Here is a 26,469-nt window from a genome sequence, read left to right as displayed (position 1 = left end):
CAGAGCCAAGCGCTCCGGCTCCGTCCATCTCTCCTCCCCCTTGCGGGGAGGAGCCGGAGGTGGGGGTGGTTCAGGAGGCACCGATGAGCCGCATCCGGCACCACCCCCACCCCTGACCCCTCCCCGCAAGGGGGAGGGGATCGGCGGCCGTTACGAGACACCTTAAACACCCATGGCCAAGCCTCAGCCCAAACCGCCGGCCCCCGCCCCGAAGGCGCAGATTGCCCGCTTCGCCCTGCCGAAATCGGCGCCGCTGACCAAGGCGCTCGACGCGCTGAAGGCCGGCGACAGCCCGGTCCTCGCCGGCGTGCCCGAGGGCTTCGACGCGCTGGTGGTGGCCGACCTCGCCCGCGCCCTGAGCCGCGGCTTCGAGGGGCCGGCCGTGCTCGTCCACGTGGCGCGCGATTCCGGGCGCTCCACCGCCTTCGTCAACGCGCTCCGCTTCGTCGCCCCCGAGATCGAGGCGATGATCGTGCCGGCCTGGGACTGCCAGCCCTACGACCGCACCTCCCCCACCGCCGCCGTCTCGGCCCAGCGCATGACGGCGCTGTCGCGCCTGACCCGGGCGCGCTCGACGGAAGAGGCGCCGCGCATCCTCTGCACCACGGTGAACGCCCTGGTGCAGCGGGTGCCGCCGCGCGCCCGCGTCGCGGTCGAGACCTTCTCGGCGGCGATCGGCAACGTCGTCTCGATGGACAAGGTGGTGGCCTGGGTCGAGGCCAACGGCTTTCTGCGCACGGGGACGGTGCGTGACACGGGCGAATATGCGGTGCGCGGCGGCATCCTCGACCTGTCGCCGCCGGGGCTGCCGAACCCGATCCGCCTCGACTTCTTCGGCGACACCCTCGAATCGATCCGCGCCTTCGATCCGGAGACGCAGCGCACGGTGGGGCAATTGCGCTCCCTCGACCTCGTGCCGATGAGCGAGGTGCAGCTCACCACCGAGACGATCCGGCGCTTCCGCCAGGGCTACGTCACCAGCTTCGGCGCGGCCACCCGCGACGACCGCCTCTATGAGACCGTGAGCGAGGGCCGGCGCTACAGCGGCCTCGAGCACTGGATGCCGCTGTTCTACGAGAAGCTCGACACCCTGTTCGACTACGTGCCGGGCGTGCCCCTCGTCTTCGACCCGCAGGTCGAGGAGGCGGTGGCCGAGCGCCTCGCCCTGGTGCAGGACTACTTCCAGGCGCGCGAATCCGCCCTCAAGAACCCGCAATCCGGCGTCGCCCCCTACAAGCCGCTGCCGCCGCGCGCCCTCCACCTCACCCCGAACGAGTGGAAGGAGCGGGTCGCCACGACCCGCGTCGCCCAGCTCAGCCCGTTCTCGGAAGCCGAAGGCGCGAGCCGCCCGGTGATCGATTGCGGCGCCAAGGCGGGGCGCAACTTCGCCCCCGAGCGCCAGGCCGAATCGGCGAGCGTCTTCGACGCGGCGGTGGCCCATATCCGCGATCTCCAGGGATCCGGGCATCACGTGATCCTGGGAGCCTGGTCCGACGGCTCGCGCGACCGGCTCTGCGGCGTGCTCTCCGACCACGGCATGAGGAAGCCGGTGGCGATCACCCGGCTCACCGACATCTACGCCCTGAAGCGCGGCGCGGACGCGGCGGTCGCCGTCTGGGGCCTGGAGGCCGGCTTCACCGCGGGCGAGCTGGCGGTGGTCTCCGAGGGCGACATCCTCGGCGACCGGCTGGTGCGCCAGAAGCGCAAGGCCAAGCGGCCGCAGGACGTGATCCTGGAGGTGCAGGCGCTCCAGCCCGGCGACCTCGTGGTCCATGCCGACCACGGCATCGGCCGCTTCGTGGGCCTCAAGACCATCACGGCGGCCGGCGCCCCGCACGATTGCCTGGAGCTGCAATATACCGGCGGCCTGCTGCTGCTGCCGGTGGAGAATATCGAGCTCCTGACCCGCTACGGCTCCGAGGATTCCGAGGTGGCGCTCGACCGCCTCGGCGGCGGTGCCTGGCAGGCCCGCAAGGCCAAGATGAAGCGCCGCATCCTCGAGATGGCGGGCGAATTGATCAAGGTCGCGGCCCAGCGCTTCGTGCGGCAGGCGCCCCGCCTCAACCCGCCCGACGGGCTCTACGGCGAGTTCGCCGCCCGCTTCCCCTTCGACGAGACCGAGGACCAGGCCAACGCCATCGACGCGGTGCTCGGCGACCTCAATGCCGGCCGCCCGATGGACCGGCTGGTCTGCGGCGATGTCGGCTTCGGCAAGACCGAGGTGGCGCTCCGCGCCGCCTTCGCCGCGGCGATCTCGGGCAAGCAGGTGGCGGTGGTGGTGCCGACCACCCTGCTCGCCCGCCAGCATTACCGGACCTTCGCCGAGCGCTTCAAAGGGCTCCCCATCCAGGTGGCCCAGCTCTCGCGCTTCGTCTCGGCCGGCGACCTGAAGCTGACCCGGGCCGGCTTGGCGAACGGCACGGTCGACATCGTGGTCGGCACCCATGCGGTTCTGGCCAAAACAATAGCCTTCAAGGATCTCGGCCTGATCATCGTGGACGAGGAGCAGCATTTCGGCGTGGCCCACAAGGAGCGGCTGAAGGCGCTCCAGGCGGACGTGCACGTGCTGACCCTCTCGGCGACCCCGATCCCGCGCACGCTCCAGCTCGCCATGACCGGCGTGCGCGAGCTCTCGATCATCGCCACGCCCCCGGTGGACCGGCTCGTGGTGCGCACCTTCGTGACGCCGTTCGACCCGCTCAGCATCCGCGAGGCGCTGCTGCGCGAGCGCTACCGCGGCGGCCAATCCTTCTACGTCGTCCCCCGGATCGAGGATCTGGCGGAGGTGAAGACGTTCCTCGACACGGAGATGCCCGAGACCAAGGTCGCGGTGGCCCATGGCCAGATGGCGGCGGGCCAGCTCGAGGACGTGATGACGGCCTTCTACGAGGGCAAGTTCGACGTGCTGCTCTCGACGACGATCGTGGAATCGGGCCTCGACATCCCCACCGCCAACACGCTCATCGTGCACCGGGCCGACATGTTCGGCCTCGCCCAGCTCTATCAGTTGCGCGGCCGCGTCGGCCGCTCCAAGGCGCGCGCCTACGCCCTGTTCACGACGCCGGCCAACCGCCAGCTCACGGCCCAGGCCGAGCAGCGCCTGAAAGTCCTCCAGAGCCTCGACACGCTGGGCGCCGGCTTCCAGCTGGCCTCCCACGACCTCGACATCCGCGGTGCCGGCAACCTCTTGGGCGACGCGCAGTCCGGCCATATCAAGGAGGTCGGCTACGAGCTCTACCAGCAGATGCTGGAGGATGCGGTCACCGCGCTGAAGGCGGGCATCGAGGACGTGCCGGAGGAGGCGTGGTCGCCGACCATCGCGCTCGGCGCGCCCGTCACCATCCCCGAGACCTATGTGGAGGATCTCGGCGTGCGCCTCGCCCTCTACCGGCGGCTCGCCACCATCGAGAACGATGCCGAGATGGAGAGCTTCGGCGCCGAGCTGATCGACCGCTTCGGCCCGCTGCCGCCGGAGGTGGAGCAGCTCCTCAAGATCGGCACGATCAAGCTCCTCTGCATGGCGGCCAATGTCGAGAAGGTGGAGGCCGGCCCGAAGGGCGTCGTCGTCCATTTCCGTGAACGGAGCTTCGCCAACCCGCAGGGGCTCGTCGCGCTGGTGGCCGAGCAGGGCTCCTTCGCCAAGGTCCGCCCCGACATGAGCGTGGTCTTCATCCGCGAGCTGACCACCATCCCCGCCCGCCTGAAGACCGCCACCGAGGTGCTGCGCAGCCTCGCCGGCATCGCGAAGAAGGCGAAGAAGGCGGCCTGAGGCCGCCTCATGCGAGGACCCACAGCCGGTTTCCGGATGCGCACAGGAACCGCGACGCGCCCCCTCTCCCGCTCGGGAGAGGGCTGGGGTGAGGGATGAGAGGTGTCAGGATCCGGCACGCCGATGCCGCGTCCATGTTCCGCCCTCTCCGTAGAGTTCTCGGCCCTCACCCTGTCCCTCTCCCGAACGGGAGAGGGGACCCGCGCCCTGTCTTTCTCCCGCTCCGGTCCTCCCGCAGCGTGGAGAGGGAGGGCGTCGCGCGTGTCACGGCGGGATGCTACGCCTCGCCCGATAAGAGATATCCGGGGAGGAGCACGTATGTCCGACGAGGCCCTGTTCGAGAAAGGCCTGCCGATCCGGCGGGCGGTGCTGGGCGCCGACTATGTCGACGCCTCGATGGCCAAGGCCGACGACTTCATGATGGCCTTCCAGCGCGCCACCACCGCCTGGGCCTGGGGCTGGGCCTGGGGCGACCCGACGCTGGACCGCAGGACGCGCTCGCTCCTCAACCTCGCCATGCTGACCGCGCTCGGCAAGCCGGCGGAGCTGAAGCTCCACGTCAAGGGCGCGCTGACGAACGGCGTCAGCGTGGAGGAGATCAAGGCGGCACTCCTGCACGCCACCGCCTATTGCGGCATCCCCGCCGGGCTCGAGGCTTTCAAGGCCGCCCACGAGGTCCTCGTGACGGAAGGCGCACTGCCCGCCGGAGACGCGCCGTGACCACCTGCCTGATCCTCGACGACTTCCAGGACGCGGCGCTGCAGTTCGCCGATTGGGGGCGGCTCGCACCCCGCGTCGCGGTGGAGGCGATCCACGACCACATCCCGGACCGGGACGCCCTCGTCGCCCGGATCGGTGAGGCCGAGATCCTGGTGATCATGCGCGAGCGCACGCCCTTCCCGGCGGATCTCTTCGCGCGGCTGCCGAACCTGAGGCTTCTGGTCACCAGCGGCCCGCGCAACGCCGCGATCGACCTCGCGGCGGCCAAGGCCCACGGGGTCACCGTCTGCGGCACGGCGAGCCATCCGGCGCCGCCGGCCGAGCTGACCTGGGCGCTGATCCTCGGGCTTGCCCGCCACGTGGCCGCGGAGAACGCGGCCTTGCGTGCCAATGGCCCCTGGCAGGGCAGCGTCGGCACCGACCTCGCGGGCGCCCGGCTCGGCATCCTGGGGCTCGGCAAGATCGGCGCGAAGGTGGCGCAGGTGGCCCGGGCCTTCGACATGGCGGTCACCGCCTGGAGCCCGAACCTCACGGCGGAGCGCGCCGCGGCGGCGGGCGTGGCGCTCGCCCCCTCGAAGGAGGCGCTGTTCGCGCAGAGCGACGTCGTCACCCTGCACCTCGTCCTGTCGGCGACGACGCGCGGCCTCGTCGGCGCCGAGGACCTCGCCCGGATGAAGCCCGGCGCCTTCCTCGTCAACACGTCCCGCGCCGGCCTCGTGGATCAGGCCGCCCTGGTGCGGGCCCTGGAGGCGGGGCGGATCTCCGCAGGCCTCGACGTGTTCGAGGAGGAGCCGCTCCCCGCCGACAGCCCGTTCCGGCGCCTGCCGAACGTGCTGGCCCTGCCCCATCTCGGCTACGTCACGGAAGCCAACTACCGCAGCTATTTCACGGAAGCGGTGGAGGACATCGAGGCCTGGCTCGCCGGCGCCCCGATCCGGGTGCTGGGGTAATACCAGACCTCGATGAGCCTGGCTCATCGAGGTCTGCCCGCGCGACCGCGCGGCGGCGGTCGTCCGCCGGACCTCGTTGATGCCGACCATCGGTCGGTATCAACGAGAACTGGTATAAAGCGCGACCTCTCGAGCCGGGCACGGTGTCTTCGCGCGCGGCCGGGATGCTGCGCCTCACCGCGGCCCGTGCAGCGCCTCGCTCACCGCCGCCGGGTTGCGGCCGATCACGACGAGATAGGCGCGGGCCGCCGCGTCGGGGTCCTTCCGACCCTGCTCCCAGTCCCGCAGGGTTCCGAGTGGGATCTGGAAGCGCGTCGCGAACGCCTCCTGGGAAAGGCCCAGGGCGCGCCGGATCACCCGGACCTGTGGCGTGCGCCGCAGCTTCGGCATGTCCTCGGGGTCGAGGGGCTGCGCGTCGGGGTCCCGCAGCGCGGCCGCGTGCCGCTCCGCCTCGCTCATCGCATCGAGGCGGCTCCAGTCCTGCGCCGGGTCGTCAGCCGTTGTCGTCATGGTATCGCCGTCGTTCGTAGGGCTCGGCCGCCCGGGCCGAGATGAGGCGGATGGCGTCGCCCCGCAGCGTATAGGCCACGGTGAGCAGGCGACCGGCCGCCATGCCGATGATGATGTAGCGGTCCTCTCCGTAATCGACACGCTCGTCGCGCCATTCGAGAGCGAAGGCGTCGGTGAAGACGGCGCGGGCGGCCGTGAAGGTCACGCCGTGGCGCACCGCGTTGACGGCCGCCTTGTCGTCATCCCACTCGAAGGCGCCGTCATCCATCGCGACTACGGCATAGCCGTAGTTCATGGCCCGGTCAAATCGAATTCCTGCCGCGACGCGCGGGCGCGGGACGAATGGGCCGCCACCGGATAGTAAGGCTCCGGCCCCTACCCTGCCCTGCGCGATGACCGATCCGGACACCGAGACCTTACGCCCCAGCATCCTCGACCCGCTCTTCGCGCTTGCGCGCGGGCTGCCGGGGGTGGGGCCGAAGATGGCGCCGCTGATCGAGCGGCTGCTCGGCACGCCGGAGCAGCCCGCCCGCGTCGTGGACATGCTGTTCCACCTGCCGCAGGGCGGCGTCTCGCGCGCGCTCAAAGGCTCGATCGCCGAGGCGCCGCCGGGCGAGCCGGTGACGCTCGGCGTCACCGTGGTCGGCCATCGGCACGCCCAGCCCGGGGCCGGACGCCGGCCGCACCGGGTGCTGGTGGAGGATGCGAGCGGCGACGTCACCCTCGTCTTCTTCGGCATGCCCGCGCCCCGCATCGAGAAGATGCTGCCGCTGGGGGCCCACCGCTACGTCTCGGGCAAGATCGACCTCTGGGACGGGCACCGCCAGATGGTGCACCCGGCGCGCATCATGGATGCGGAGGGGCTGGCCGCCCTGCCCCCGGTCGAGCCGATCTACGGCGCCACCGAGGGGCTGACCTCGCGCGCCATCGGCAAGCTGGCCGTGGCCGCCCTCGACCGCCTGCCCGTCCTGCCCGAATGGCAGGACGAGGCCTGGATGCATCGCAACGCATGGCCGAGCTTCGCCGAGGCCCTGAAGGCGGAGCACCGCCCGGCCGAGGCGCCCCAGAAGCCGGCCGATCCGCTGCAGCCCGCCCCCGCGACGCCGGCCCGGCGCCGGCTCGCCTATGACGAGCTCCTCGCCTCGCAACTCGCCCTCGCCCTGCTGCGCGCCCGCCAGCGCCGCAAGGCCGGCCGGGTGAATGCGGGCGACGGGCGCTTGAGCGCGGCCATCGAGGCCGGCCTGCCCTTCGGACTGACGGGCGCGCAGCGGCGGGCGCTCACCGAGATCCGCGGCGACCTCGGCTCCGGCCAGCGCATGCTGCGCCTGCTCCAGGGCGATGTCGGCTCCGGCAAGACCGCGGTGGCGCTGCTGGCCATGGCCTCGGCGGTGGAGGCCGGGCGCCAGGCCGCGCTGATGGCGCCGACCGAGATCCTGGCCCGGCAGCACTTCGAGCGACTGATACCGCTGGCCGCGCCTCTGCGCCTGCGCCTGATGACGGGGCGCGACAGGGCGGCCGAGCGGAAGGCCACCTTGCGGGACCTCGCGGCCGGCGAGATCGACATCCTGGTCGGCACCCATGCCCTGTTCCAGGAGAGCGTGCAGTTCAAGGATCTCGGCCTCGCGGTGGTGGACGAGCAGCACCGCTTCGGCGTGCACCAGCGCCTCGCGCTGGGCGCCAAGGGCGAGGCGGTGGACTTCCTGGTGATGACCGCGACGCCGATCCCGCGCACCCTGGCGCTCACCTTCTTCGGCGACATGGACGTCTCGATCCTCGACGAGAAGCCCGCCGGCCGCCAGCCGATCCGCACCGTGACCCTGCCGGCCGAGCGGATCGAGGAGGTGGTGGCGGGGCTCGCCCGCGCCTTCGAGCGGGGTGAGCGCGCCTACTGGATCTGCCCGCTGGTGGCCGAATCCGAATTCATGGACCTCGCCGCGGCGGAGGCCCGGTTCGAGGACCTGCAGAAATATTTCGGCGCCGCGGTCGGGCTGATCCACGGCAAGATGGCCGGGCCCGACAAGGATGCGGCCATGGCCCGCTTCGCGGCCGGCGAGACGCGGCTCCTCGTCTCGACCACGGTGGTCGAGGTCGGCGTCGACGTGCCGGAAGCCACCATCATGGTGATCGAGCATGCCGAGCGCTTCGGCCTCGCCCAGCTCCACCAGCTCCGCGGCCGGGTCGGGCGCGGCTCGGCCGCCTCCTCCTGCCTGCTGCTCTACCGGGGGCCGCTCGGCCAGGTCTCCCGCGCCCGGCTCGCCATGATGCGCGAGAGCGAGGACGGCTTCCGCATCGCCGAGGCCGACCTGAAGCTCCGCGGCGAGGGCGAGGTGCTCGGCACCCGCCAGTCCGGCCTCGCGGCCTTCCGTCTCGCGCGCCTCGAGGGCGACGGCGACCTGCTCGAGGCGGCCCGCGACGACGCGCGCCTCGTGGTCGAGCGCGACCCGGGCCTGCGCAGCCCGCGCGGCCGGGCGCTGCGGGTGCTGCTCTACCTGTTCGAGCGCGACGCGGCGATCCGGCTGCTGGAGGCCGGGTAGGGTGCGATCAGATCCAGGTGAGCGGATCGCGGCGCCCGTCGATGACGGCGACGATGCGCACCGTCTCGACCGGACCCGCATCGGTATCGGGAATGGTCTCGTAGAGGATCAGGTGCGGGGCCTCGACCAGGATGCGCAGGGTCGGCCGGATCTCGGCTCGCCGGGGACCCAGGCGCGGCTGACCGGCGAGCTGCTCCACCCGCATCGCGAGCCGATCGATGAGACGTTCGGCCGCCGCCGGATTGTGGACGCCGACCGCGACTAGAGCGACAGCAGATCCTCGCGGGCACGCGTCGACCAGACGACCTCAACCGGCATGCGGGGCGTCGGTCCGGCCCAGCGCATCCCGTGCCGCGGCCAGACGCGCGCGCGCCTCGCGCCGCAGGTCGTCGAAGGAGACGGGACCGTAGGTCGGGCTCGCCACGCCCTCGTCCCAGGCCCGCCGCAGCCGCTCGACCGCGTCGGCGCGTGCCTGCCGGCTGTCGGACCACAGGCGCACCGCCTCGCCGAGGGCCTCGCTGGCCGAGCCGTATTCCCCGGCTTCGACGGCGGCCCGGATCCCGGCCGCTTCCGCTTCCGGGAGGAGGACCGTCATGCGCTCTGCGCCCGACATCATGAACTCCGGTCGATTCCGCAGGGATTCTAGATCCGACCGCCCGGCGCGTCACCAGCGCCCCGCAATCGCCCTGCCCTCACCCTCTCACGGCCTCGTGACCGCCTGAAATCCCGGCGAGGGAACGGTCCGTCCGGGTTGTCGGTTCAGGTGCCGTTCATGTTCCGGCTTGTGCCGGGGGCGCGAAGGGGGCATTATCCCTTGCAGCGTTCGTGCTCCAACCTTAACTCAAGATGAACGATCTCGGGCCAGCCTGGGATCGACAGCGAAAAGACGGAGGGCAAGCCGATGCTCAATGGACCGTTCCAAGGCCTGGGTTCTTCCGAGGGCTGGACCGTGCAGGAGCCGTGGCTGCTGCCGATCTCTGACGGGGTCGGAACCAAGGCTTCGGAGAGTGCCGCCACGGCGGCGAATGCGGTGCGCACGGCTTCCCGCCCCCTGTTCATGGCCGCCAACGGCCTCGCCCTGGCGCTCGCCCTGCTCCTGGCCGCCGAGACCGCCACCGGCTGGATGGGCGGCATCCACACCGCCCCCGTGGCCAAGGCCCCGGTCGTCACCGCCAGCGCCTCCTGATCCGGGCGTCGAGAGGGAGCCCCCTCTCGCGGGTCCAGGGCAGAGCCCTGGAAGGCCTCAGGGCTCCGCCCCGAGACCCCGCCAAAGGGATGATCCCTTTGGAATCCCTCACGCTTCCTGGCGCTCGGCCTCCGGGCGCGTCGCCTGATCGCCTTGCGCGGCACGCAAGGTGGCGGCCATGGCCTGGAGCCCCCGCTGCGGGTCCTCCGGCTGGATCACGCCGGCCGACATCACGAGCTTGGCCGCGTCCTCGACGCTGATCCCCACCTCGATGATCGCGCTGCGCGGCAGGTAGAAGAAGAACCCGGTGGTCGGGTTCGGCGCGCAGGGCAGGAACACGCCGACATAGTCGTGGCCGGCTCCATTGCCCTCGCCCCGCGGCAGGGCCTCCTGCACCTCGGGCGCCGCGGGCGCCGAGAGGAAGACCACCGACCACGTGCCCTTCACCGGGAACTCCACCAGCCCCACCGTGCGGAAGGACGAGCCGTTGGCCGAGAACAGCGTCTCGAAGATCTGGCGCAGGCCGCGATAGAGCCCCGAGATCACCGGGGTGCGGGCGAGCAGCACCTCGCCGAACTCGATCACCGAGCGGCCGACGAGGTTGGCCGTGAGGAATCCGAGCAGCGTCACCGCCAGGAAGGCGATGACGAGGCCGAGGCCGGGGATCGAGAAGGGCAGGTAATGATCCGGCAGGTAGCTCGCCGGCACCAGCGGCTTCACCCAGGAATCGATCAGCGCGATGAACCACCATGTCAGGTAGGCGGTGATCGCGAGCGGGCCGGCCACGATGATGCCGGTGAGGAAGTAGGTCCGCAGCCGGCCGCGCGCGCTCACCCGCTTGCGCGGGTTGCCGGGATCGATCTCCGGGATCGGCGTGATGGGTGGGGCCACGGCTGCCCTTGTCCGACCGACGGCCTTCAGGCCGACAGCGGAGAGGTAGCGGCTGTGCTTCCCCGCCTCAAGGCCGGGCGCGTGCGGGGCCGCGTCACGGCGCCCCGGCCTCCAGCCAGCCCCGGTAGCGCACGATCCGGCCGGTCAGCGGATGGTCGATCGCCACGTCGAAGTGGAAGCGGCCGTCCGCGCCCCGCTCGCAGGCCGGGCCGCCCGGCGCCAGGGCCCGGGGCAGGGGCAGGCCGAGCAGCCGCCAGCGGCGGATGCCGAGGTGCAGGCCACCCTCCCCGGCCGCGAGCGCCATGCCGACGGTGACCGGGCCGACCCGCTCGCAGAGCAGGCCGGCCCAGCGCCCGCACCCGGCGAACTGGGTGCTGGCGAAGACCCGGCCCCCGAAATCGCGCCGCCAGACCTCCCCGGCCCCGCCGGCCTCCAGGCGGACCGTCACCGGCACGTCCGCGCCGGGCGGCGGGAAGCCGAACAGCCGCGCCGCGAGCCGGGCCAGCGGGCCGGACCCGGCCTCCACGCAGGCCCGGCCGTGCCAGACCCGCGAGCCGTCCGCGCCATGGAAGGCGCGCACGGGCTCCGGCAGCGCGGCGAAGGCCGGGCCGAGGAGGCTCTCGTAGAGCGAGGGCCCGCTCATGCGAGGAAGCGCCAGGCCTCGGCCGGGTCCGGCCGGTGGCAGACGGCGTGCCGGCCGAACAGGCGGAAGCGGTTGCGGGCCACGCGGTCGTAGAGGCGCTCGCCCAGGTGCTGCGGCAGCAGGGCGAAGAGGGCCGCGAGCGACCAGGGGAAGCCGAGGCCGCGCGCCATGCGCGCCGAGCCGACGAGCTTGAACCGGGGCAGGCCGTCCTCGATCAGGAGGTTGGTCTCGAACGCCTGCGGGTCGAGGCCGTAATGGCGGTAGAGCGCTTGGCCGAGCGGCGATTGCGCCGCGAGCAGCCGGTACCGGCCCGCCCGGTCGTGACGGATCACGAAGCGGATCCAGCCGGTGCAGAGGGCGCAATGCCCGTCATAGACGATGATCGGCCGGTCGTCGGGGAAGGCCGGGACGGCCGGGTCGGCGCGGTAGCCGTAGGGCCGGGCCCGGGCCGGATGCGGGTCCTCGCTCATCGGGCCTCCTCCGAACCGGGCACGTCTAGCGCCCGTCGAAGACCGTCGCGTAACACGGCGCGGATATCCGAAGATCAGTGGCTCATCAGGCAGCAGGTCGGGCTGCGCTGGAGGATGTCGCGGGTGACGCCGCCGAACATCCACTCGCGCAGGCGCGAATGCCCGTAGGCGCCCATGACGATCAGGTCGGCCTCCGCGTCGGCGGCGAACCGCATCAGCGCCTCGCCGTCGCTCGCGGCCGAGCGGGCGAGATGCGTGGTCGCCCGCGCGCCGTGGCGGACGAGATGGGCCGCCACCGCCTCGGCGCCCTCGTAGCAGCACGCCTCGCCCGCGCTGGCGATGAGGACCGTCTCCGCCGCGCGCAGGAACGGCAGCGCCGCCGAGACCGCGCGGCGTGCCTCGGGTCCGTCCTTCCAGGCCACCACCACGCGCTCGGCCCTCAGGCGGTCGAGGCCCCGGGGCACCACGAGCACGGGCCGGCCTGCCTCCATCAGGATCGGCCCCGGCGGCACGCCGAGGGGGCCGGGCTCCACGTCGTCCGGCCCGCGCCGGCCCAGAACCACCAGGTCGGCGGCCCGGGCCAGCGCGACGAGATGGGTGATCGGCCCGGCGAGCGCGGGGAGCCAGTCGCTGCGCGCCGACCCGGCCGCCTCGGCGAACAGGACCCGCGCCTGCTCCAGCACGGCGCGGACCTTGTGCGTGTTCGCCTCATCCTGAAGGCGGGCATCCTCGATGTCCTGCACCAGGATCGGCGGCGGCACCTTGTGGGCCGCGGCCCCCGTCAGGGTCGCCCCGAAGCGCCGCGCCAGATCCGCGGCGAGGCGGACCCGCTCCGCGGCTCCGGCGTCGAGATCGACCGAGACCAGGATGTTGGCGTAGCTCATATCCGCCTCCTCGAAGGCGCCCGCGCCGGTCGTCCGCGGAAGGCGGGGCCGGCGCAGGCGGCGAGGGGATCCTGGCCCGCCCGCGCCGCGGGGGCCTTGATCCAGCGCAAGAACCCGCCCTGCCCCGTCAGTGGACGAGCCACATCGCCCCGGTCGTCAGGAGCGCGGCGGCGGCCGCGAGCGCCAGCGCCCGCAGGCTGCCGAGGTCGGGGCGCCGGGCGGTCCGGGCCGTGGGCGGCAGCGCCGCCGGCCCGGCGGCCCGCGCCGTCCGCATGCTCGTCATGGAGATGAAGGTCACGACCGTCGACATCGCGTTCTCCCGCTTGGGTCTGCGGGCATCACGATGCCGGGCGGGCCGCATGCGGGCCTTGATCCAGCGCAAGCGGTGGCGGCCCCCGCTAGAGCGCTCTCCGCCGAAGTGGATGCCGGTTCGGCGAAAGAGAGCGCGTCACAACAAAGGCTTGGAGCCGTGCCCCGTCGCAACGCGATCGGGAACGGCTCTAAGGGGTGCGCCTCACGCCGCCGCGGCGGCTCTCATACGACATCCGGGTGATCCCTTCGGGATGGCGGATGCCGCCTTCGCTCAGGCGCCGCGCGGGCTTGGCCGAGACCGCGTCCGGTCTATCAACCGGACACGGTATCACTCCACCGTGACGGACTTGGCGAGGTTGCGCGGCTGGTCGACGTCTTTCCCCATGAAGACGGCGGTGTGGTAGGCGAGCTGCTGGATCGGCACCGCGTAGACGATCGGGGCGACGACCGGGTCGAGGTCCGGCATGGTCACGGTCGCCAGCGTGTCGAGCCCGTGCTCGGCCGCCCCCTGCGCGTCGCCGATCAGCACGATGCGCCCGCCGCGGGCGGCCACCTCCTGCATGTTCGACACGGTCTTCTCGAACACGCCGTCATGGGGCGCGATCACGATCACCGGCACGCTCTCGTCGATGAGCGCGATCGGGCCGTGCTTCAGCTCGCCCGCGGCGTAGCCCTCGGCGTGGATGTAGGAGATCTCCTTCAGCTTCAGCGCGCCCTCCAGCGCCATCGGGTAGCTGGTGCCGCGGCCGAGATAGAGCACGTCGCGCGCCTTGGAGACCTCGCGGGCGAGCATCTCGATCTCGCCCTCCCGGGTCAGCGCCTCGGCCATCAGGCCGGGCACCGTGATCAGCGCGTCGACGAGCGCCCGCTCGCGCTCGGCCGACAGGACGCCGCGCGCCCGGCCCGCATGGATCGCGAGGCACAGGAGCACGGTGAGCTGGCAGGAGAAGGCCTTGGTGGAGGCCACGCCGATCTCGGGGCCGGCGAGCGTCGGCAGCACGGCCGAGGATTCGCGGGCGATGGTCGAGGTCGGCACGTTGACGATGCAGAGCGTGTGCTGGCCTTGGCTCCTGGCGTAGCGCAGGCTCGCCAGGGTGTCGGCGGTCTCGCCCGATTGCGAGACGACGAGGGTCAGCCCGTCCGTCTCCAGCGGCGCCTCGCGGTAGCGGGTCTCGGAGGCCACGTCGATGTCGACGGGCAGCCGCGCCAGGCTCTCGAACCAGTAGCGGGCGACGAGCCCGGCGTAATAGGCGGTGCCGCAGGCGGTGATCGAGAGCCGCGACAGCCTGGCGAAGTCGAAGGGCAGGGCCTCGGGCAGCGCGACCCGGCCGCCCGCCATGTCGACGTAGTGGGCCAGCGTCCGGCCCACCACCTCCGGCTGCTCGTGGATCTCCTTGGCCATGAAGTGGCGGTGGTTGCCCTTGTCGATGCGGTAGGCCTGCGTGGCGATGCGCTGGCGCGGCCGCTCGACGATCGTGCCCTCCGCGTCGCGGATCTCGGCGCCGTCGCGCGTCAGGATCGCCCAGTCGCCCTCCTCCAGATAGGTGAGCGCGTCGGTGAAGGGGGCGAGCGCCAGGGCGTCCGAGCCGAGATAGGTCTCGCCCTCGCCGAAGCCGATGGCGAGCGGCGCGCCGTGGCGGGCGCCGATCAGGAGCCCGTCCTCGCCCGCGAACAGGAAGCCGAGCGCGAAGGCGCCGCGCAGGCGCGGCAAAGCCGCCTCCACCGCCGCCACGGGCTCCATGCCGCGGTCCATGTTGCGGCTGACGAGCTGGGCGACGACCTCGGTGTCGGTCTCGGTCTCGAACACGACGCCGTCGGCCTGGAGCTCCTGCTTCAGCTCGCGAAAATTCTCGATGATGCCGTTATGGACCACCGCGAGCCGCGCCGTGGCGTGGGGATGGGCGTTGGTCTCGTTCGGGCGCCCGTGGGTGGCCCAGCGGGTATGGCCGATGCCGGTGGCGCCGGCGAGCGGCGCCTCCACCAGCTTGGCCTGGAGGTTGGCGAGCTTGCCTTGCGCGCGGCGGCGCTCCAGCCGGCCCCCCTCCAGGGTGGCGATGCCGGCCGAGTCGTAGCCGCGGTATTCGAGGCGGCGCAGCGCCTCGATCATCTGGTCGGCGACCGCGTCGCGCCCGACGATGCCTACGATGCCGCACATGGCGCCAAGCCCTCTCGGAAAGCGTCCCGCCGCGCGAGCCGCAGCGGCGCAAGGCCACAGGAATTCGGGTCCGGCGGCCCGCAGCCGGACAGCCATGGTTGTACCGGAACGGGACCGGCAGGGGCAGTCCCCGCCGGATACGGAACCGGGCGTTGCACGGCTTCCGCTACGAAGGCTTGGCCCGCGCCTCTCAACGAATGCTTGAGAGACTTGAGCCAACCGACTGCGATGGTTAATCTTTCTTCGCTGCGGCCTTCGCGGCGAGCAGCGCGGCGCGCTTGGTCTCGGCCCAGCCCGGCTTCACCGATTGGCGCCCGCGGGCGACGGCGAGGGCGCCCTCCGGCACGTCGTCGGTGATGACCGAGCCCGAGGCGACATAGGCCCCCGCCCCCACCGTGACCGGAGCGACGAGCGCCGAGTTCGAGCCGATGAAGGCGCCCGCGCCGATGGTGGTGCGGTGCTTGTTCACGCCGTCGTAATTGCAGGTGATGGTGCCCGCGCCGATATTCGCCTTCGCGCCGATCTCGGCATCGCCGAGATAGGTCAGGTGGGCGGCCTTGGCCCCGGGCCCGAGCCGGGCGTTCTTCATCTCGACGAAGTTGCCGATCGCGGCGCCCGCCTCCAGCACCGCCCCGCCGCGCAGGCGCACGAAGGGGCCGATGCTGACCGCCTCCTCCAGCCGCACGTCCTTGAGATGGGCGAAGGCGTGGACGACGCAGCCGTCGCCGACCGTGACGCCGGTGTCGAAGACGACATGAGGCTCCACGAGAACATCCTGGCCCAACACCGTGTCGTAGCTCAGGAAAACGGTTTCTGGCGCCACCAGGGTCGCGCCGCCGAGCAGGGCCGCGCGGCGCAGGCGGTCCTGGATCACCGCCTCGGCCATGCTCAGCTGCAGGCGGTCGTTGACGCCGTGCGCCTCCTCCTCCGCCACCGGCACCATCGCCACGTCGTAGCCGTCGGCGACGGCCAGCGCCACGGCGTCGGGCAGGTAGTACTCGCCCGCCGCGTTGTCGTTGCCGATGCGGTCGAGGAGGTCGAGGGCGTGCGCGCCCGACAGCGCCATCAGCCCGGCATTGCACAGCCGCACCTGCCGCTCGGCGGCGCTCGCATCCTTCTCCTCGCGGATCGCCAGGACATGTCCGCCCTCGGTGAGCACGCGGCCGTAGCCGGACGGATCCGCGCTCTCGAAGGCGAGCACCGCGACCGTGGCGCCGTCGCGCAGCGGGGCGCGCAGGCGGGCGAGGGTGGCGCCGGTGATCAGCGGCGTGTCGCCGAAGGCGATCACCACGTCCTCGCCCGATTCCAGGGCCTCGCGGGCGCAGAGCACGGCATGCGCCGTGCCCAGCCGCTCGGCCTGCCCGAAGATCCGCGCGCCCGGGGCCTCGCGGGCGATCTCGGCGGCGACGTCCGCGCGGCCGGGCTCGACCACCACGGCGATGTGATCGGCGCCGGCCTCCTGCGCGGCGGCGAGGACGTGGCCGAGCATGCTCCGCCCGGCGAGCCGGTGCAGCACCTTCGGCAGGGCCGAGCGCATCCGCGTGCCCTTGCCCGCCGCCAGCACCACCGTCGTCAGGCTGCGCCGATTGTCCCCCGATTGGATCATCCGTCGGTCCTCGTCGTGCCTTGCGGGCGCAACCCGGCCCATCCCGCGCGACGGGATGCAGCCTTCGCGCCGCCCACGCAAGTGCGGGGCCGGATCCTTAACCGCCGGTTCAGGGCCCAGCATGGTAAAGCCTCGGAAACAATCCAGCGACAGGAGTCCCCTCTGCCGACCGACGTGCCCGCCCCCCTCGGATCCCGTGCCCCGACCCGCCGCGCCGTGCTGGCTGCGGGCGTCGGCCTCGTCGCGGGGGCCGGTCTCACGGGAGCGGCGGCGGCCGATCCGCCGCCCCTGCCCGCCGCCGGCGCGGCCTTCGACCGCGAGAGCCTGATCGCGCTCGCCCGCGAGCGCGCCAAGGCGCCCTATGTCGCCCCGCGCACGGACGACCTGCCGCCGCTGCTGCGCAATCTCGGCCGCGAGCCCTACGGGGCGATCCGCACCGCGCCGGGCCGGGGCATCTGGGAGGGGGAGGGGCTGCCCTTCACCCTGGAGCCGCTGCAGCGGGGCTCGCTCTTCGTCAACCCGGTGCAGATCTACCTCGTGGAGGAGGGGCGCCTCGTCCCCCTGCCCTATGCCCGCGACCGCTTCCGGGCGGACGGGATCGAGCTGCCCGAGCTTCCCCCCGAGGCCGGCTATTCGGGCCTGCGGGTGCGGGCGCGGCTCGGCCAGGGCGAGCCCTTCGAGGCGGCGGTGTTCCAGGGCGCCTCGTTCTTCAAGATGGCGGCGCGCGGCCAGAGCCTCGGCGTCACCGCCCGCGCCCTCACCCTGCGCCCGGCCGACGCGCGCGGCGAGGAATTCCCCCTGTTCCGCGCCCTGTTCGTGGAGCGCCCCGGCGGCGACGGCGCCCTGGTGCTGCACGCGCTGATCGAATCGGCCTCGGCGGTGGCGGCCCTGCGCTTCGCGCTGGCACCGGGCGAGCGGGACACGGTCTGCGACGTGGAGGGCGTGCTGTTCGCCCGCCAGCCGCTCGACCATCTCGGCCTCGGCGGCGCCCAGGCGAGCTTCCTGTTCGGCCCCCTCGACCGGCGCAACGTGGACGACGTGCGCGCGAGCGTGCACGCCACCGACGGGCTCGCCATCCTGAACGGGGCCGGCGAGGCGATCTGGCGGCCGGTCCACAACCCGGATTCCCTGCAGATCTCCTCCTTCGTGGACGAGAACCCGAAGGGCTTCGGCCTGATGCAGCGCGCCCGCACCTTCCGCGACTACGAGGACGACGCGACCCATTGGGAGAGCCGCCCCGCCCTCTGGCTGACGCCGCGGGAGCCCTGGGGGCCGGGCGCGGTCACGCTCCTCGAGATCCCGAGCGATTCGGAGGCGAACGAGAACATCCTGGCCTATTGGCGCCCGAAGGAGGCCCTGGTGGCGGGCGCTGAGATGCGCTTCGCCTATCGCCAGCACTGGGCCTGGGACCGGCCGGAGCCGCCCCCCCTCGCCCGCGTCACGGCGAGCCGCGGCGGGCGCGGCGGCACGGGCGGCCGCCGCCTGTTCCTGGTCGACTTCGCCGGCGAGGGGCTGGCGGGCTCGGGCAGCCTCGACATCGCGCTCTCGGCCGCGCCCGGCACGATCACCCGGCAGGAGCTCGTCGGCGATCCCGCCGCGAAGACGGCGCGGGTGCTGTTCGAGCTCGATCCCGGCAGCGAGCGCGCGAGCGAGCTGCGCCTCGTCCTGCGCCGCGGCGGCCGGCCGGTGAGCGAGACCTGGCTCTACCGCTGGACGCCGTAGGGGCGCGTCATCGCAGGGCCTCTCCTCCCCCTTGCGGGGAGGAGCCGGAGGTGGGGGTGCTGCAGGAGGCACCGCCACGCCTCATCCTGAGCCACCCCCACCCCTGACCCCTCCCCGCAAGGGAGAGGGGACAAGCGCCTCAGGCCGGCACCCGCCGCCCCTCGCCCACCGCGAACAGCACCGGCTGGCCTCCATCCGCCACCGGCGCGAGGGTTATGCCCTCCGGCAGGATCGGCCCGGTCAGCCTCAGGAAATCCTCGGAGGCGGCGATGTCGAGATTGGCGGCCTTGGCGCGGGATTCGATGCGGGCCAGCGTGTTCATGGCCGGACCCAGCACCGTGTACTCGGCCCGCGTGCCATCGTCGAAGACGCCGACGAGCAATTCGCCCGCATGGAGCGCCACCGCGACGCGCAAGGGGAAGCGCCCCTGCGCGTTGCGCGCCCGGTTGAGGCGCCCGAGCCGCACCCGGATCATGCGGGCGCAGGCGAGCGCCGCCCGGGCCTGGTCGGCCGGCAGCCCGACCACGAACTGCGCCAGCACCGCGTCGCCGACATACTTGTCCACCAGCCCGCCATGGGCGGCGACCGCCTCCTGCGCGAGCGCCCGGAACGAGAGCAGCGCCTCGACCATCGTCTCGGGGGCGTGCTCGGCGCTGAGGCGCGAGAAGCTGCGGATGTCGAGGATCATCAGGCAGGCATGGCGGCGGCGCACCGTGCCGAGGCCCCCCTCGCGGGCGAGGTCCTCGGCCACGTCGTCCGGCACGAAGCGGGCGAGCAGCGTGCGCTGGTGCTCCAGCCGCAGGGCCTCGGCCACCGCCCGGCTCAGCCGCGCCGTGCCGTCGATGACGACGAGGGCCGCCGCCACGAAGGTGACGAGGGCCGGGACCTGCTCGGCGAGATCGACATGGGGCCCGAGCATCCCGGCCCGGTCGAGATGGGTGACGGCGAGCGCCCCGCCCCAGGCGGTGCCGACGATGCCGGCATAGAGGGCGGTGTGCCAGACCCGCACCGAGAGCGCGGTCTGCAGGAGCAGCAGGAAGGCGGGCAGGCGGCTCACCGCGTCGGCCGCGCCCGCCGTATCCGCCCCCGCGAGCAGGTGCTCGACGATGACGTAGACGGCAAGCCCCGCATTCAGCAGCGTGCCGGCCCAGGCATAGGCGTCGGCGCGCCGTCCCCCGCCCCGCTCGGCCAGGGCGAACCAGACGGAGCTGCCCGCGTAGAGGGCGAGGATGATCCAGTGGCTGAGCGCGTGGAGGGAGCCGTCATAGGCCTGCGCCGCCATCAGCAGCACGAGCACCACGATGATGCGGATCGCCAGCAGCCGGCCGCCATTGGCCGCCTGCACCAGCCGGCGGGCGGCGCGGGCGTGCCCCCGCGCATCGGGCCGCGCATCGGGCGGCGGCGCGGCCGGCGATGGGGCCGGCGCGGCCTCCATCTCGGCCGTCATGCGCCTACTCGGCCCGGGTGAGGCGGCGGGCCGCGCCGAAGCGGTTGAGGAAGCGCGGCTCCTTCTCGGGGGCGATGCGGATGGCGAGATGCAGGGTGCCGCCCTCCTCCATGCGCCGGTCGAGCACCTCGGCGTTCTCGTAGAGCCAGTTGAGCGCGGCCCCGTCCTCCGGCGGCAGCACCACCGCGAAGGTCGAGCGCGCCCGCGCGATCCGCGCCTCGATCCGGCCGGTGAGCGCCGCGAGCCCCTCCCCCGTCAGCGCCGAGACGAGCACCGGGGCGGCGCTGTCGCGGTCGTTGCGCTGGGCGCCGTCACCCTTGCGGCTGAGGTTCAGGAGCCGCGTGCGCTCGGCCTCGTCGAGGAGGTCGGCCTTGTTCCAGACCTCGATGACGCGGTCCGCCGCGTCCTCGATGCCGAGCTCGCGCAGGACCGCGCCGACATCCTCGGCCTGGGCCTCGGTGTCGACATGGGAGACGTCGCGCACGTGGAGCAGGATGTCGGCCTCGATCACGTCCTCCAGCGTCGCCCGGAAGGCGGCGATGAGCGAGGTCGGCAGGTCCGAGATGAAGCCCACCGTGTCCGACAGGATCACGGTCTCGCCGTGCGGCAGCTTGGTGGCGCGGGCCGTCGGGTCGAGGGTCGCGAACAGCATGTCCTGCGCGACCACCTGCGCCTTGGTGAGCGCGTTGAACAGGGTCGACTTGCCGGCATTCGTGTAGCCGACGAGCGCCACGATCGGATAGGGCACGCGCGCCCGGCTCTGCCGGTGCAGGCCGCGGGTGCGGGTGACCGCGTCGAGGTCGCGCTCGATCCGGGTCATGCGCTCCTGGATCATGCGCCGGTCGGCCTCGATCTGGGTCTCGCCGGGGCCGCCGAGGAAGCCGAAGCCGCCGCGCTGGCGCTCCAGGTGGGTCCAGGAGCGGACGAGCCGCGACCGCTGGTAGGCGAGATGCGCGTGCTCGACCTGGAGCGTGCCCTCGCGGGTCGAGGCGCGGCGCCCGAAGATCTCCAGGATCAGGCCGGTGCGGTCGATGACCTTGGCGCCCCATTCCTTCTCGAGGTTGCGCTGCTGCACCGGCGAGAGGGCGCAATCCATGACCACGAGGCCGATCTCCTCGGCCCGGATCAACCCGGCGATCTCCTCGACCCGGCCCTTGCCGAGATAGGTCGAGGGCCGGATCTTCGCGAGGCTCACCCCGAGCGAGCGCACCACGTCGAGCTCGATGGCGGCGGCGAGCCCCACCGCCTCCTCCAGCCGCGCCTGGGCGGAGCGGGTCGGATGCGCGCCGTCCGCGCCGCGCGCGAGATAGGGGCCGACCACGAGCGTATGGGTCGCGGCGGCGATCTCGCCCTCCGGCTGGGCCATCGCCTGCAGCCGGGCCTCGCCGCGGGAAATCAGGTCCGTCATTCAGTCTCCGTCGCCCCCCAACGCCTCATCTGGGGAGCGGAGCGCCGCTTTGCAGCGGCGCCGGTGCCGGAAATTCGGCGATTCGCAACCTGCCCCGGGCGCGCGCGGCGCGGGGCAGGCGGACAGGTCTCGGGGCGTGCCGGGCCTCAGGCCTTCTCGGCCCCGGCCTCGTCCGGCTCGAAGAGCTGCACGGGATGGCCCGGCATGATCGTCGAGATCGCGTGCTTGTAGACGAGCTGCGAGTGCCCGTCGCGCCGCAGCAGCACGCAGAAGTTGTCGAACCAGGTCACGACGCCCTGAAGCTTGACGCCGTTGACGAGGAAGATAGTCAACGGGATCTTGTTCTTGCGGACGTGGTTGAGGAAGGTGTCCTGCAGGTTCTGTGCGCGTTCGACCGCCATTTCTTATCCTTTGTCGTCCTGGCTTCTTGTCTGAAAGCTTCTTGCCTTGAATCCTCGCCGCAGCCCCCGCGCCCTGCAGGCGGCGATGCGGTTCGGATCTTCCATAGACGGGCAAAGCCGGCGCCGACGCAAGGCCGGGGCCGGCGGGTTTCGTGACGAAACGGCCGCGGATAACAGCACTCTGCGCCGTCCGGGCCAGCCGTCCGGGCTACGGGCCGATCCCGAGCGACTTGAGCTTGCGGTGGAGCGCCGAGCGCTCCATGCCGATGAACTCGGCCGTGCGGGAGATGTTGCCGGAGAAGCGCGCGATCTGGGCCACGAGGTACTCGCGCTCGAAGATCTCGCGGGCCTCGCGCAGCGCCAGGCTCATCAGCTTCTCGCCGCCCGCCCCCGCCGGGGTCGTCGGCACCAGCGCGCCGATCTCGGAGGGCAGCATCTCGGAGGTGACCTCCTGCTCCGGGTCGGCCTGGGTCAGGATCATCAGCCGCTCGACGTTGTTCTTGAGCTGGCGGATGTTGCCCGGCCAGTTGTGCGACTGCAGCACCGCCATGGCATCCTCGGCGATGCGGCGCTTGGGCAGGCCGGTCTGGGCCGAGATGTTGTCCATGAAGAACTGGATCAGCTCCGGCACGTCCTCGCGGCGCTCGGAGAGGGCGGGCACGCGGATCGGCACCACCGAGAGGCGGTGGAACAGATCCTCGCGGAAGCGCCCCGCGGCGATCTCCTCCTGCAGGTCCTTCGACGAGGAGGAGATGATGCGCACGTCCACATGGACGCGGGTGGTGCCGCCCACGCGCTGGAAGTTCTGGTCCACGAGGACGCGCAGGATGCGGTTCTGCGTCTCGCGGGGCATGTCGGCCACCTCGTCGAGGTAGAGCGTGCCGCCATGCGCCTCCTCCAGCGCCCCGACGCGGCGCCCGCCCTCGCCCTCGACGCCGAACAGCTCGGCCTCCATCGTCTCGGGCAGGATGGCGGCGGCATTGAGCAGCACGAAGGGGCCGTTGGCGCGCGCCGAGACCTTGTGCAGCGAGCGCGCGGCGAGCTCCTTGCCGGAGCCGAGCGCGCCGGTGATCATCACGCGGGCATTGGTCGGGGCCACGCGCTCGATGGTCTGGCGGAGCTGGTTCACCGCCACCGAGCCGCCGACGATGCGGTTGGCGTGCCCTGAGCGCGCCTTGAGGTCGCGCACCTCGCGCTTGAGGCGGGAGGCCTCGAGCGCCCGCTCGGCCACCAGGATCAGGCGGTCGGCCTTGAACGGCTTCTCGATGAAGTCGTAGGCGCCCGCCTTGATCGCCGAGACCGCGGTCTCGATGTTGCCGTGGCCCGAGATCATCACCACCGGCAGGTCGGGATGGCCCGCCTTGATCAGGTCGAGCACCTGCAGGCCGTCGAGGCGCGAGCCCTGCAGCCAGATATCGAGGAAGACGAGGTGCGGGCGGCGCGATTCGATCGCCGCCAGCGCCTCGTCCGAGCCGCCGGCCGTGCGGCAGCGGTGGCCCTCGTCGTCGAGAATGCCGGCCACGAGGTCGCGGATGTCCGCCTCGTCGTCGACGATCAGGATGTCGGCACTCATCTAGTGCATCTCCGCGGTCTGGGGGGCCGTCCGCGCGGCGCCCTTCTCCACTGTCGTGTCCATCGTCGTGTCGGATGTCGGATCCGGCGCGCCGGCGCCGTGCGCCGCCTCACCCGACGGCCGGGCCGCCGGAGCGGTGGCCGGACGGGCTGCCGGATCTGCGGCCGGCGCGTCCGGCTGCGCCCGCGGCACCCGCATGCGCACCTGGCCGCCCCGGCCCGCGGGGTTGTCGTTCAGCTCGATTCCGCCACCGTGTTCCTCCAGCACCTTGCTGACGATGGCGAGGCCGAGGCCGGTGCCCCCCTCGCGGGTCGTCATGTAGGGCTCGAGCAGGCGCTGGCGCCCCTCGGTGGGGAAGCCCTTGCCGTTGTCGGTGATGGAGATGAGCGCGTAGCCGTCGTCGACCGCGAGGTCCAGGCCGATCTTGCCCTTGCCCAGCACGTCCTCCGGCACCTCGGCCACCGCCTCGACGGCGTTCTTGAGGATGTTGGTGATCGCCTGCGACAGCAGGCGGATGTCGAAGGCCGCGGTGATGCGCTCGTTCGCGCCCGCGCCCGTCGACGCGAAGGCGAAGTCGATGTCGGGATGCGCGACCCGCATCATGAACAGGTTCTGCTTGGCGATCTCGGTGAGGTCGTTCTCGGCGATCGCGGGCTTGGGCATGCGCGCGAAGGACGAGAACTCGTCGACCATGCGCTTGATCTCGTCGACCTGGCGGATGATCGTCGCCGTGCACTGGTCGAAGACCTCGCGGTCGCTGACGATCACCTTGCCGTACTTGCGCCGGATGCGCTCGGCCGAGAGCTGGATCGGGGTGAGCGGGTTCTTGATCTCGTGGGCGATGCGGCGCGCCACGTCCGCCCAGGCCGAGGTGCGCTGGGCCGAGACGAGGTCGGTGATGTCGTCGAGCGTCACCACGTAGCCGCGCGCGGTGCCGTGCGCCTGCTCGCTCGTCACCCGCACGGTCACCGTGCGCTCGCGGCCCGCGCGGGTGAGCTGGATCTGCTGCTGCACCGCCCGCTGCCGGCTCTCGCCCTCGGCGAGGACCGGGGCGAGCTCGGGCGCGGCCTGGCCGAGGGGCTGGCCGATCAGGGCGGTGCCCGCGAGGTCGAGCATGCGCTCGGCGGCCGGGTTGGCGATGGTGACGAAGCCGCCCGCATCGATGCCGATGACGCCCGGCGAGACGCCCGAGAGCACGGCCTCCGTGAAGCGGCGGCGGCGGTCGATCAGCTCGCTGGCGGCGGTGAGCCCGTCGTGCTGGCGGCGCAGCTCCTGCGTCATCTTGTTGAAGCTGGCGCCGAGATGCGCGAGGTCGCCGTCGGACTTCTTGGCCGGCACCTGCGCGTAGAAATTGCCCGAGGCGACCTGGTCGGCGGCGTTGATGAGCCGCCGGATCGGGGCGACGAAGCGGTTGGCGAAGTTCAGGCCGAACCAGACCGCGGAGAGCAGCGCGATCAGCGCGATCAGCACGAAGACCGAGGCGAAGGTGACCTGGATCGAGCGCCGCAGGGAATCGTAGGTGAGATACTCGGCCGCCGCCGCGCGCGAGACGCCGGGGAACTCGATGGCGAGCTGGCTCACCTCCCGCTGCACCATCAGCACGGCGTCGTCGTAGGCCGGCATGCGCAGGAGGGCGGCGAAGACGCGGCCCTCGGTGGGCAGCAGGCAGATCGGGTCGTTCGACTTCGCCGCGTCCTCGAAGGCCGCCGCCGAGGGCAGGCGCGTCGCCTTGAGGATGTCGATCTTGGCCTTGGCCACCACCTCGGTCGGCCCGCGCATGATCTGCGCCACCGGCAGGCCGAGATTGGTCGCCCGCGTGGTGAGGAAGTTCTGGAACCAGTCGCGGTTCACGTCGAAGTTCGGCCGCGCCCGCGTCAGGTCGTCGTTGAGGATGCGGATCTCGCGGGCGAGCGACTGGCACTGGTTCTCCTGGTAGGCGTCGGCCACCTCCACGGATTTCAGCACCACGTCGCGGACCCGGTCGGTGAAGCCGAGCGAGAGGCCGCGGTCGATCGTCACCGAGGCGACGACGGCGAGCAGGATCGTGGGCAGGATCGCGATGAGCGAGAACAGGCCGACGATGCGGGTGTGGAGCCGCGCCACCGCCGCATGCGCCTGCCGCGCCTTCAGGAAGACGCGCGCCTCCCAGGCGATGATCACGACGAGGCCGAGCACCAGCGCGACGTTGATGGCGAGCAGCGTCACGCCGATCGTCGGGGTCGGCGTGATCCGGATCATCCCCGCCAGCACGAGGAAGGTGGCGATCGCCGAGATCAGCGCCGTGACGACCACGGCGGCGCCGATCCAGCCGGGACCGCGCGGGTCGGGCCGCGCCGCGTCGCCGGCAGAGCCGGTGGGCACGGGCGCCTCCTCCAGGGGTGTTCTGCGTCGAAACCGCATCCCTGATGCAGGGCCACAACAGTGTGGCGAAATTAATACGACTTGGGCAGCGGCGGCCGCCCGCGCCCGTCCTCGGCGCCGCCTGCGCCCGCCTGCCGCGGAGGCCGGCGCGATTGCCGCAGGGCCCCGCTCTCGGTCGGCCCTTGGTCGGCCCCGGCGCCCATGCTAGGCCGGATGGTGGAGGCGAACGGGGTCTGGTGGCCCTCCTGGTCTTCAAAACCAGTGGTACGCCAACAGCGTACGGTGGGTTCGATTCCCATCCGCTTCCGCCAGAGGGCCGCCCGATCTACCCTTCGCCGCCGGTCAGGGCAGGCGCTCCGCATAGATCGACATCGGGTTCGGCGCGTAGGGGCCGGGCACCTCCTGCATCCGGCGCCGGCGCGCGAGGTTCTCCTGCTCGATGGCCTGGAGCGCGAAGGCGACGACGGGCATGGGATCGCCGGTCTGCGCGACCACCGCGCGGAGTGCCGCCACGAGCTGTTCGTAGGTGTCCGACATCGCCTCATCCTCCGTCTCGGGATGCCATCTCGGGTGGGAGGAGAAGACACCATCGCGTGCGGCCTTTCTGTGCGCCGGCTCACAAGGGTGCATGGCAAGGGTACATCGGACGATGTGCGTGACCGCTGCCGGCTTGCGGCTTCCGGCCCGCCGGGGCACCCCCATATCTCCGGCTCGGAGAGAGGTGTGCGCCGTGTTCAAGGTGAAGGGTATCGATCCGTCCGGCAGGGCCATGACCTTCGCCTGCGGGACGGACGAGCAGGCGATGGAGAAGACCTGGGAGCTGCAGCGGCGCGGCTTCCGGGAGGTGGTGGTGGTCGATCCCCAGGGCCGGGAGCTCGCGGCCGCCGTCTTCGAGCGCTCGCTCGGCATCGACTGGGATTGAGGACC

Annotated in this window: 24 protein-coding genes and 1 tRNA gene; 8 read left to right on the top strand and 17 right to left on the bottom strand. The window is 72.2% G+C overall.

The window, feature by feature from the left end; translation table 11 throughout:
- The first annotated feature begins 172 nt into the window (after window positions 1-172).
- From mfd to MTDSW087_RS10020, 3 genes are all read left to right on the top strand, one after another.
- On the top strand, window positions 173-3,769 hold the full coding sequence (gene mfd / locus MTDSW087_RS10030) for a transcription-repair coupling factor (protein ID WP_144763332.1): 3,597 nt from the start codon (window positions 173-175) through the stop codon (window positions 3,767-3,769).
- A gap of 318 nt (window positions 3,770-4,087) precedes the next feature.
- Window positions 4,088-4,489 carry a carboxymuconolactone decarboxylase family protein gene (locus MTDSW087_RS10025; RefSeq protein WP_144763330.1) on the top strand — a complete coding sequence of 134 codons (402 nt, stop codon included), beginning with the start codon at window positions 4,088-4,090 and terminating at the stop codon, window positions 4,487-4,489.
- Window positions 4,486-5,439, top strand: coding sequence for a D-2-hydroxyacid dehydrogenase family protein (locus MTDSW087_RS10020; RefSeq protein WP_144763328.1), 954 nt, complete (start codon window positions 4,486-4,488; stop codon window positions 5,437-5,439). Before MTDSW087_RS10025 ends, MTDSW087_RS10020 begins: the two co-directional genes overlap by 4 nt.
- A 174-nt stretch (window positions 5,440-5,613) precedes the next feature.
- On the opposite strand, the gene MTDSW087_RS10015 is transcribed toward MTDSW087_RS10020, so the two are convergent.
- Window positions 5,614-5,949 (bottom strand): helix-turn-helix domain-containing protein, encoded by a 336-nt coding sequence (locus MTDSW087_RS10015; RefSeq protein WP_144763326.1) that lies wholly within the window; start codon window positions 5,947-5,949, stop codon window positions 5,614-5,616.
- On the bottom strand, window positions 5,933-6,244 hold the full coding sequence (locus tag MTDSW087_RS10010) for a BrnT family toxin (protein ID WP_238179426.1): 312 nt from the start codon (window positions 6,242-6,244) through the stop codon (window positions 5,933-5,935). Before MTDSW087_RS10010 ends, MTDSW087_RS10015 begins: the two co-directional genes overlap by 17 nt.
- Before the next feature lie 97 nt (window positions 6,245-6,341).
- Between MTDSW087_RS10010 and recG the strand changes: the two genes are divergently transcribed.
- The gene (recG, locus tag MTDSW087_RS10005) at window positions 6,342-8,483 is read left to right on the top strand and encodes an ATP-dependent DNA helicase RecG (RefSeq protein ID WP_144763324.1); all 2,142 of its coding nucleotides are present in this window, start codon (window positions 6,342-6,344) and stop codon (window positions 8,481-8,483) included.
- Between the two features lie 7 nt (window positions 8,484-8,490).
- Here the strand turns inward: recG and MTDSW087_RS31310 are convergent, their stop codons facing one another.
- Both MTDSW087_RS31310 and MTDSW087_RS09995 read right to left on the bottom strand, forming a co-directional pair.
- Window positions 8,491-8,688, bottom strand: a complete 198-nt coding sequence (locus tag MTDSW087_RS31310; protein ID WP_306421697.1) for a type II toxin-antitoxin system RelE/ParE family toxin — start codon at window positions 8,686-8,688, stop codon at window positions 8,491-8,493.
- 102 nt (window positions 8,689-8,790) lie between these two features.
- On the bottom strand, window positions 8,791-9,078 hold the full coding sequence (locus MTDSW087_RS09995; protein ID WP_238179427.1) for a ribbon-helix-helix domain-containing protein: 288 nt from the start codon (window positions 9,076-9,078) through the stop codon (window positions 8,791-8,793).
- 306 nt (window positions 9,079-9,384) lie between these two features.
- Here MTDSW087_RS09995 and MTDSW087_RS09990 point away from each other — a divergent pair, with 306 nt between their 5' ends.
- The gene (locus MTDSW087_RS09990; RefSeq protein WP_144763322.1) at window positions 9,385-9,669 is read left to right on the top strand and encodes a hypothetical protein; all 285 of its coding nucleotides are present in this window, start codon (window positions 9,385-9,387) and stop codon (window positions 9,667-9,669) included.
- Between the two features lie 108 nt (window positions 9,670-9,777).
- On the opposite strand, the gene MTDSW087_RS09985 is transcribed toward MTDSW087_RS09990, so the two are convergent.
- The 7 genes from MTDSW087_RS09985 to glmU form a co-directional block, all read right to left on the bottom strand.
- Window positions 9,778-10,560: a DUF502 domain-containing protein gene (locus tag MTDSW087_RS09985; RefSeq protein ID WP_186383798.1), complete on the bottom strand. Its 783-nt coding sequence runs from the start codon at window positions 10,558-10,560 to the stop codon at window positions 9,778-9,780.
- 94 nt (window positions 10,561-10,654) lie between these two features.
- Window positions 10,655-11,203: a DUF4166 domain-containing protein gene (locus MTDSW087_RS09980; protein WP_144763318.1), complete on the bottom strand. Its 549-nt coding sequence runs from the start codon at window positions 11,201-11,203 to the stop codon at window positions 10,655-10,657.
- On the bottom strand, window positions 11,200-11,673 hold the full coding sequence (locus tag MTDSW087_RS09975) for a thiol-disulfide oxidoreductase DCC family protein (RefSeq protein ID WP_144763316.1): 474 nt from the start codon (window positions 11,671-11,673) through the stop codon (window positions 11,200-11,202). Before MTDSW087_RS09975 ends, MTDSW087_RS09980 begins: the two co-directional genes overlap by 4 nt.
- 74 nt (window positions 11,674-11,747) lie before the next feature.
- A complete protein-coding gene (locus MTDSW087_RS09970; RefSeq protein WP_144763314.1) occupies window positions 11,748-12,557 on the bottom strand; it encodes a universal stress protein in 810 nt (269 codons plus the stop codon).
- Between the two features lie 127 nt (window positions 12,558-12,684).
- The gene (locus MTDSW087_RS09965; protein WP_144763312.1) at window positions 12,685-12,867 is read right to left on the bottom strand and encodes a hypothetical protein; all 183 of its coding nucleotides are present in this window, start codon (window positions 12,865-12,867) and stop codon (window positions 12,685-12,687) included.
- A gap of 330 nt (window positions 12,868-13,197) precedes the next feature.
- Window positions 13,198-15,024 carry a glutamine--fructose-6-phosphate transaminase (isomerizing) gene (glmS, locus tag MTDSW087_RS09960; RefSeq protein ID WP_144763310.1) on the bottom strand — a complete coding sequence of 609 codons (1,827 nt, stop codon included), beginning with the start codon at window positions 15,022-15,024 and terminating at the stop codon, window positions 13,198-13,200.
- A gap of 232 nt (window positions 15,025-15,256) precedes the next feature.
- Window positions 15,257-16,630, bottom strand: coding sequence for a bifunctional UDP-N-acetylglucosamine diphosphorylase/glucosamine-1-phosphate N-acetyltransferase GlmU (glmU, locus tag MTDSW087_RS09955; RefSeq protein ID WP_144763307.1), 1,374 nt, complete (start codon window positions 16,628-16,630; stop codon window positions 15,257-15,259).
- Between the two features lie 174 nt (window positions 16,631-16,804).
- Between glmU and MTDSW087_RS09950 the strand changes: the two genes are divergently transcribed.
- Window positions 16,805-18,352: an OpgD/OpgG family glucan biosynthesis protein gene (locus MTDSW087_RS09950; RefSeq protein ID WP_186383797.1), complete on the top strand. Its 1,548-nt coding sequence runs from the start codon at window positions 16,805-16,807 to the stop codon at window positions 18,350-18,352.
- A 139-nt stretch (window positions 18,353-18,491) separates the two neighbouring features.
- Here MTDSW087_RS09950 and MTDSW087_RS09945 read toward each other — a convergent pair whose 3' ends face one another.
- From MTDSW087_RS09945 to MTDSW087_RS09925, 5 genes are all read right to left on the bottom strand, one after another.
- On the bottom strand, window positions 18,492-19,799 hold the full coding sequence (locus MTDSW087_RS09945; RefSeq protein ID WP_144763305.1) for an adenylate/guanylate cyclase domain-containing protein: 1,308 nt from the start codon (window positions 19,797-19,799) through the stop codon (window positions 18,492-18,494).
- Between the two features lie 4 nt (window positions 19,800-19,803).
- Window positions 19,804-21,207: a GTPase HflX gene (gene hflX / locus MTDSW087_RS09940; RefSeq protein ID WP_144763303.1), complete on the bottom strand. Its 1,404-nt coding sequence runs from the start codon at window positions 21,205-21,207 to the stop codon at window positions 19,804-19,806.
- 146 nt (window positions 21,208-21,353) lie between these two features.
- Complete coding sequence (gene hfq, locus MTDSW087_RS09935) at window positions 21,354-21,608, bottom strand: RNA chaperone Hfq (protein ID WP_144763301.1); 255 nt, start codon at window positions 21,606-21,608, stop codon at window positions 21,354-21,356.
- A gap of 208 nt (window positions 21,609-21,816) precedes the next feature.
- Window positions 21,817-23,181: a nitrogen assimilation response regulator NtrX gene (ntrX, locus tag MTDSW087_RS09930; protein WP_144763299.1), complete on the bottom strand. Its 1,365-nt coding sequence runs from the start codon at window positions 23,179-23,181 to the stop codon at window positions 21,817-21,819.
- Window positions 23,182-25,581 carry a sensor histidine kinase NtrY-like gene (locus tag MTDSW087_RS09925; protein WP_144763297.1) on the bottom strand — a complete coding sequence of 800 codons (2,400 nt, stop codon included), beginning with the start codon at window positions 25,579-25,581 and terminating at the stop codon, window positions 23,182-23,184.
- Between the two features lie 179 nt (window positions 25,582-25,760).
- Between MTDSW087_RS09925 and MTDSW087_RS09920 the strand changes: the two genes are divergently transcribed.
- A tRNA-Sec gene (locus tag MTDSW087_RS09920) sits at window positions 25,761-25,853 on the top strand.
- A 31-nt stretch (window positions 25,854-25,884) separates the two neighbouring features.
- Here MTDSW087_RS09920 and MTDSW087_RS09915 read toward each other — a convergent pair.
- Window positions 25,885-26,079, bottom strand: coding sequence for a hypothetical protein (locus MTDSW087_RS09915; RefSeq protein WP_144763295.1), 195 nt, complete (start codon window positions 26,077-26,079; stop codon window positions 25,885-25,887).
- A 193-nt stretch (window positions 26,080-26,272) separates the two neighbouring features.
- Here MTDSW087_RS09915 and MTDSW087_RS09910 point away from each other — a divergent pair, with 193 nt between their 5' ends.
- Window positions 26,273-26,464: a hypothetical protein gene (locus MTDSW087_RS09910; RefSeq protein ID WP_144763444.1), complete on the top strand. Its 192-nt coding sequence runs from the start codon at window positions 26,273-26,275 to the stop codon at window positions 26,462-26,464.
- The last annotated feature ends 5 nt before the right edge of the window (window positions 26,465-26,469 follow it).

The sequence above is a fragment of the Methylobacterium dankookense genome (assembly GCF_902141855.1).
Lineage (GTDB): Bacteria > Pseudomonadota > Alphaproteobacteria > Rhizobiales > Beijerinckiaceae > Methylobacterium > Methylobacterium dankookense.
This window is presented reverse-complemented; position numbering and strand designations above follow the sequence as displayed.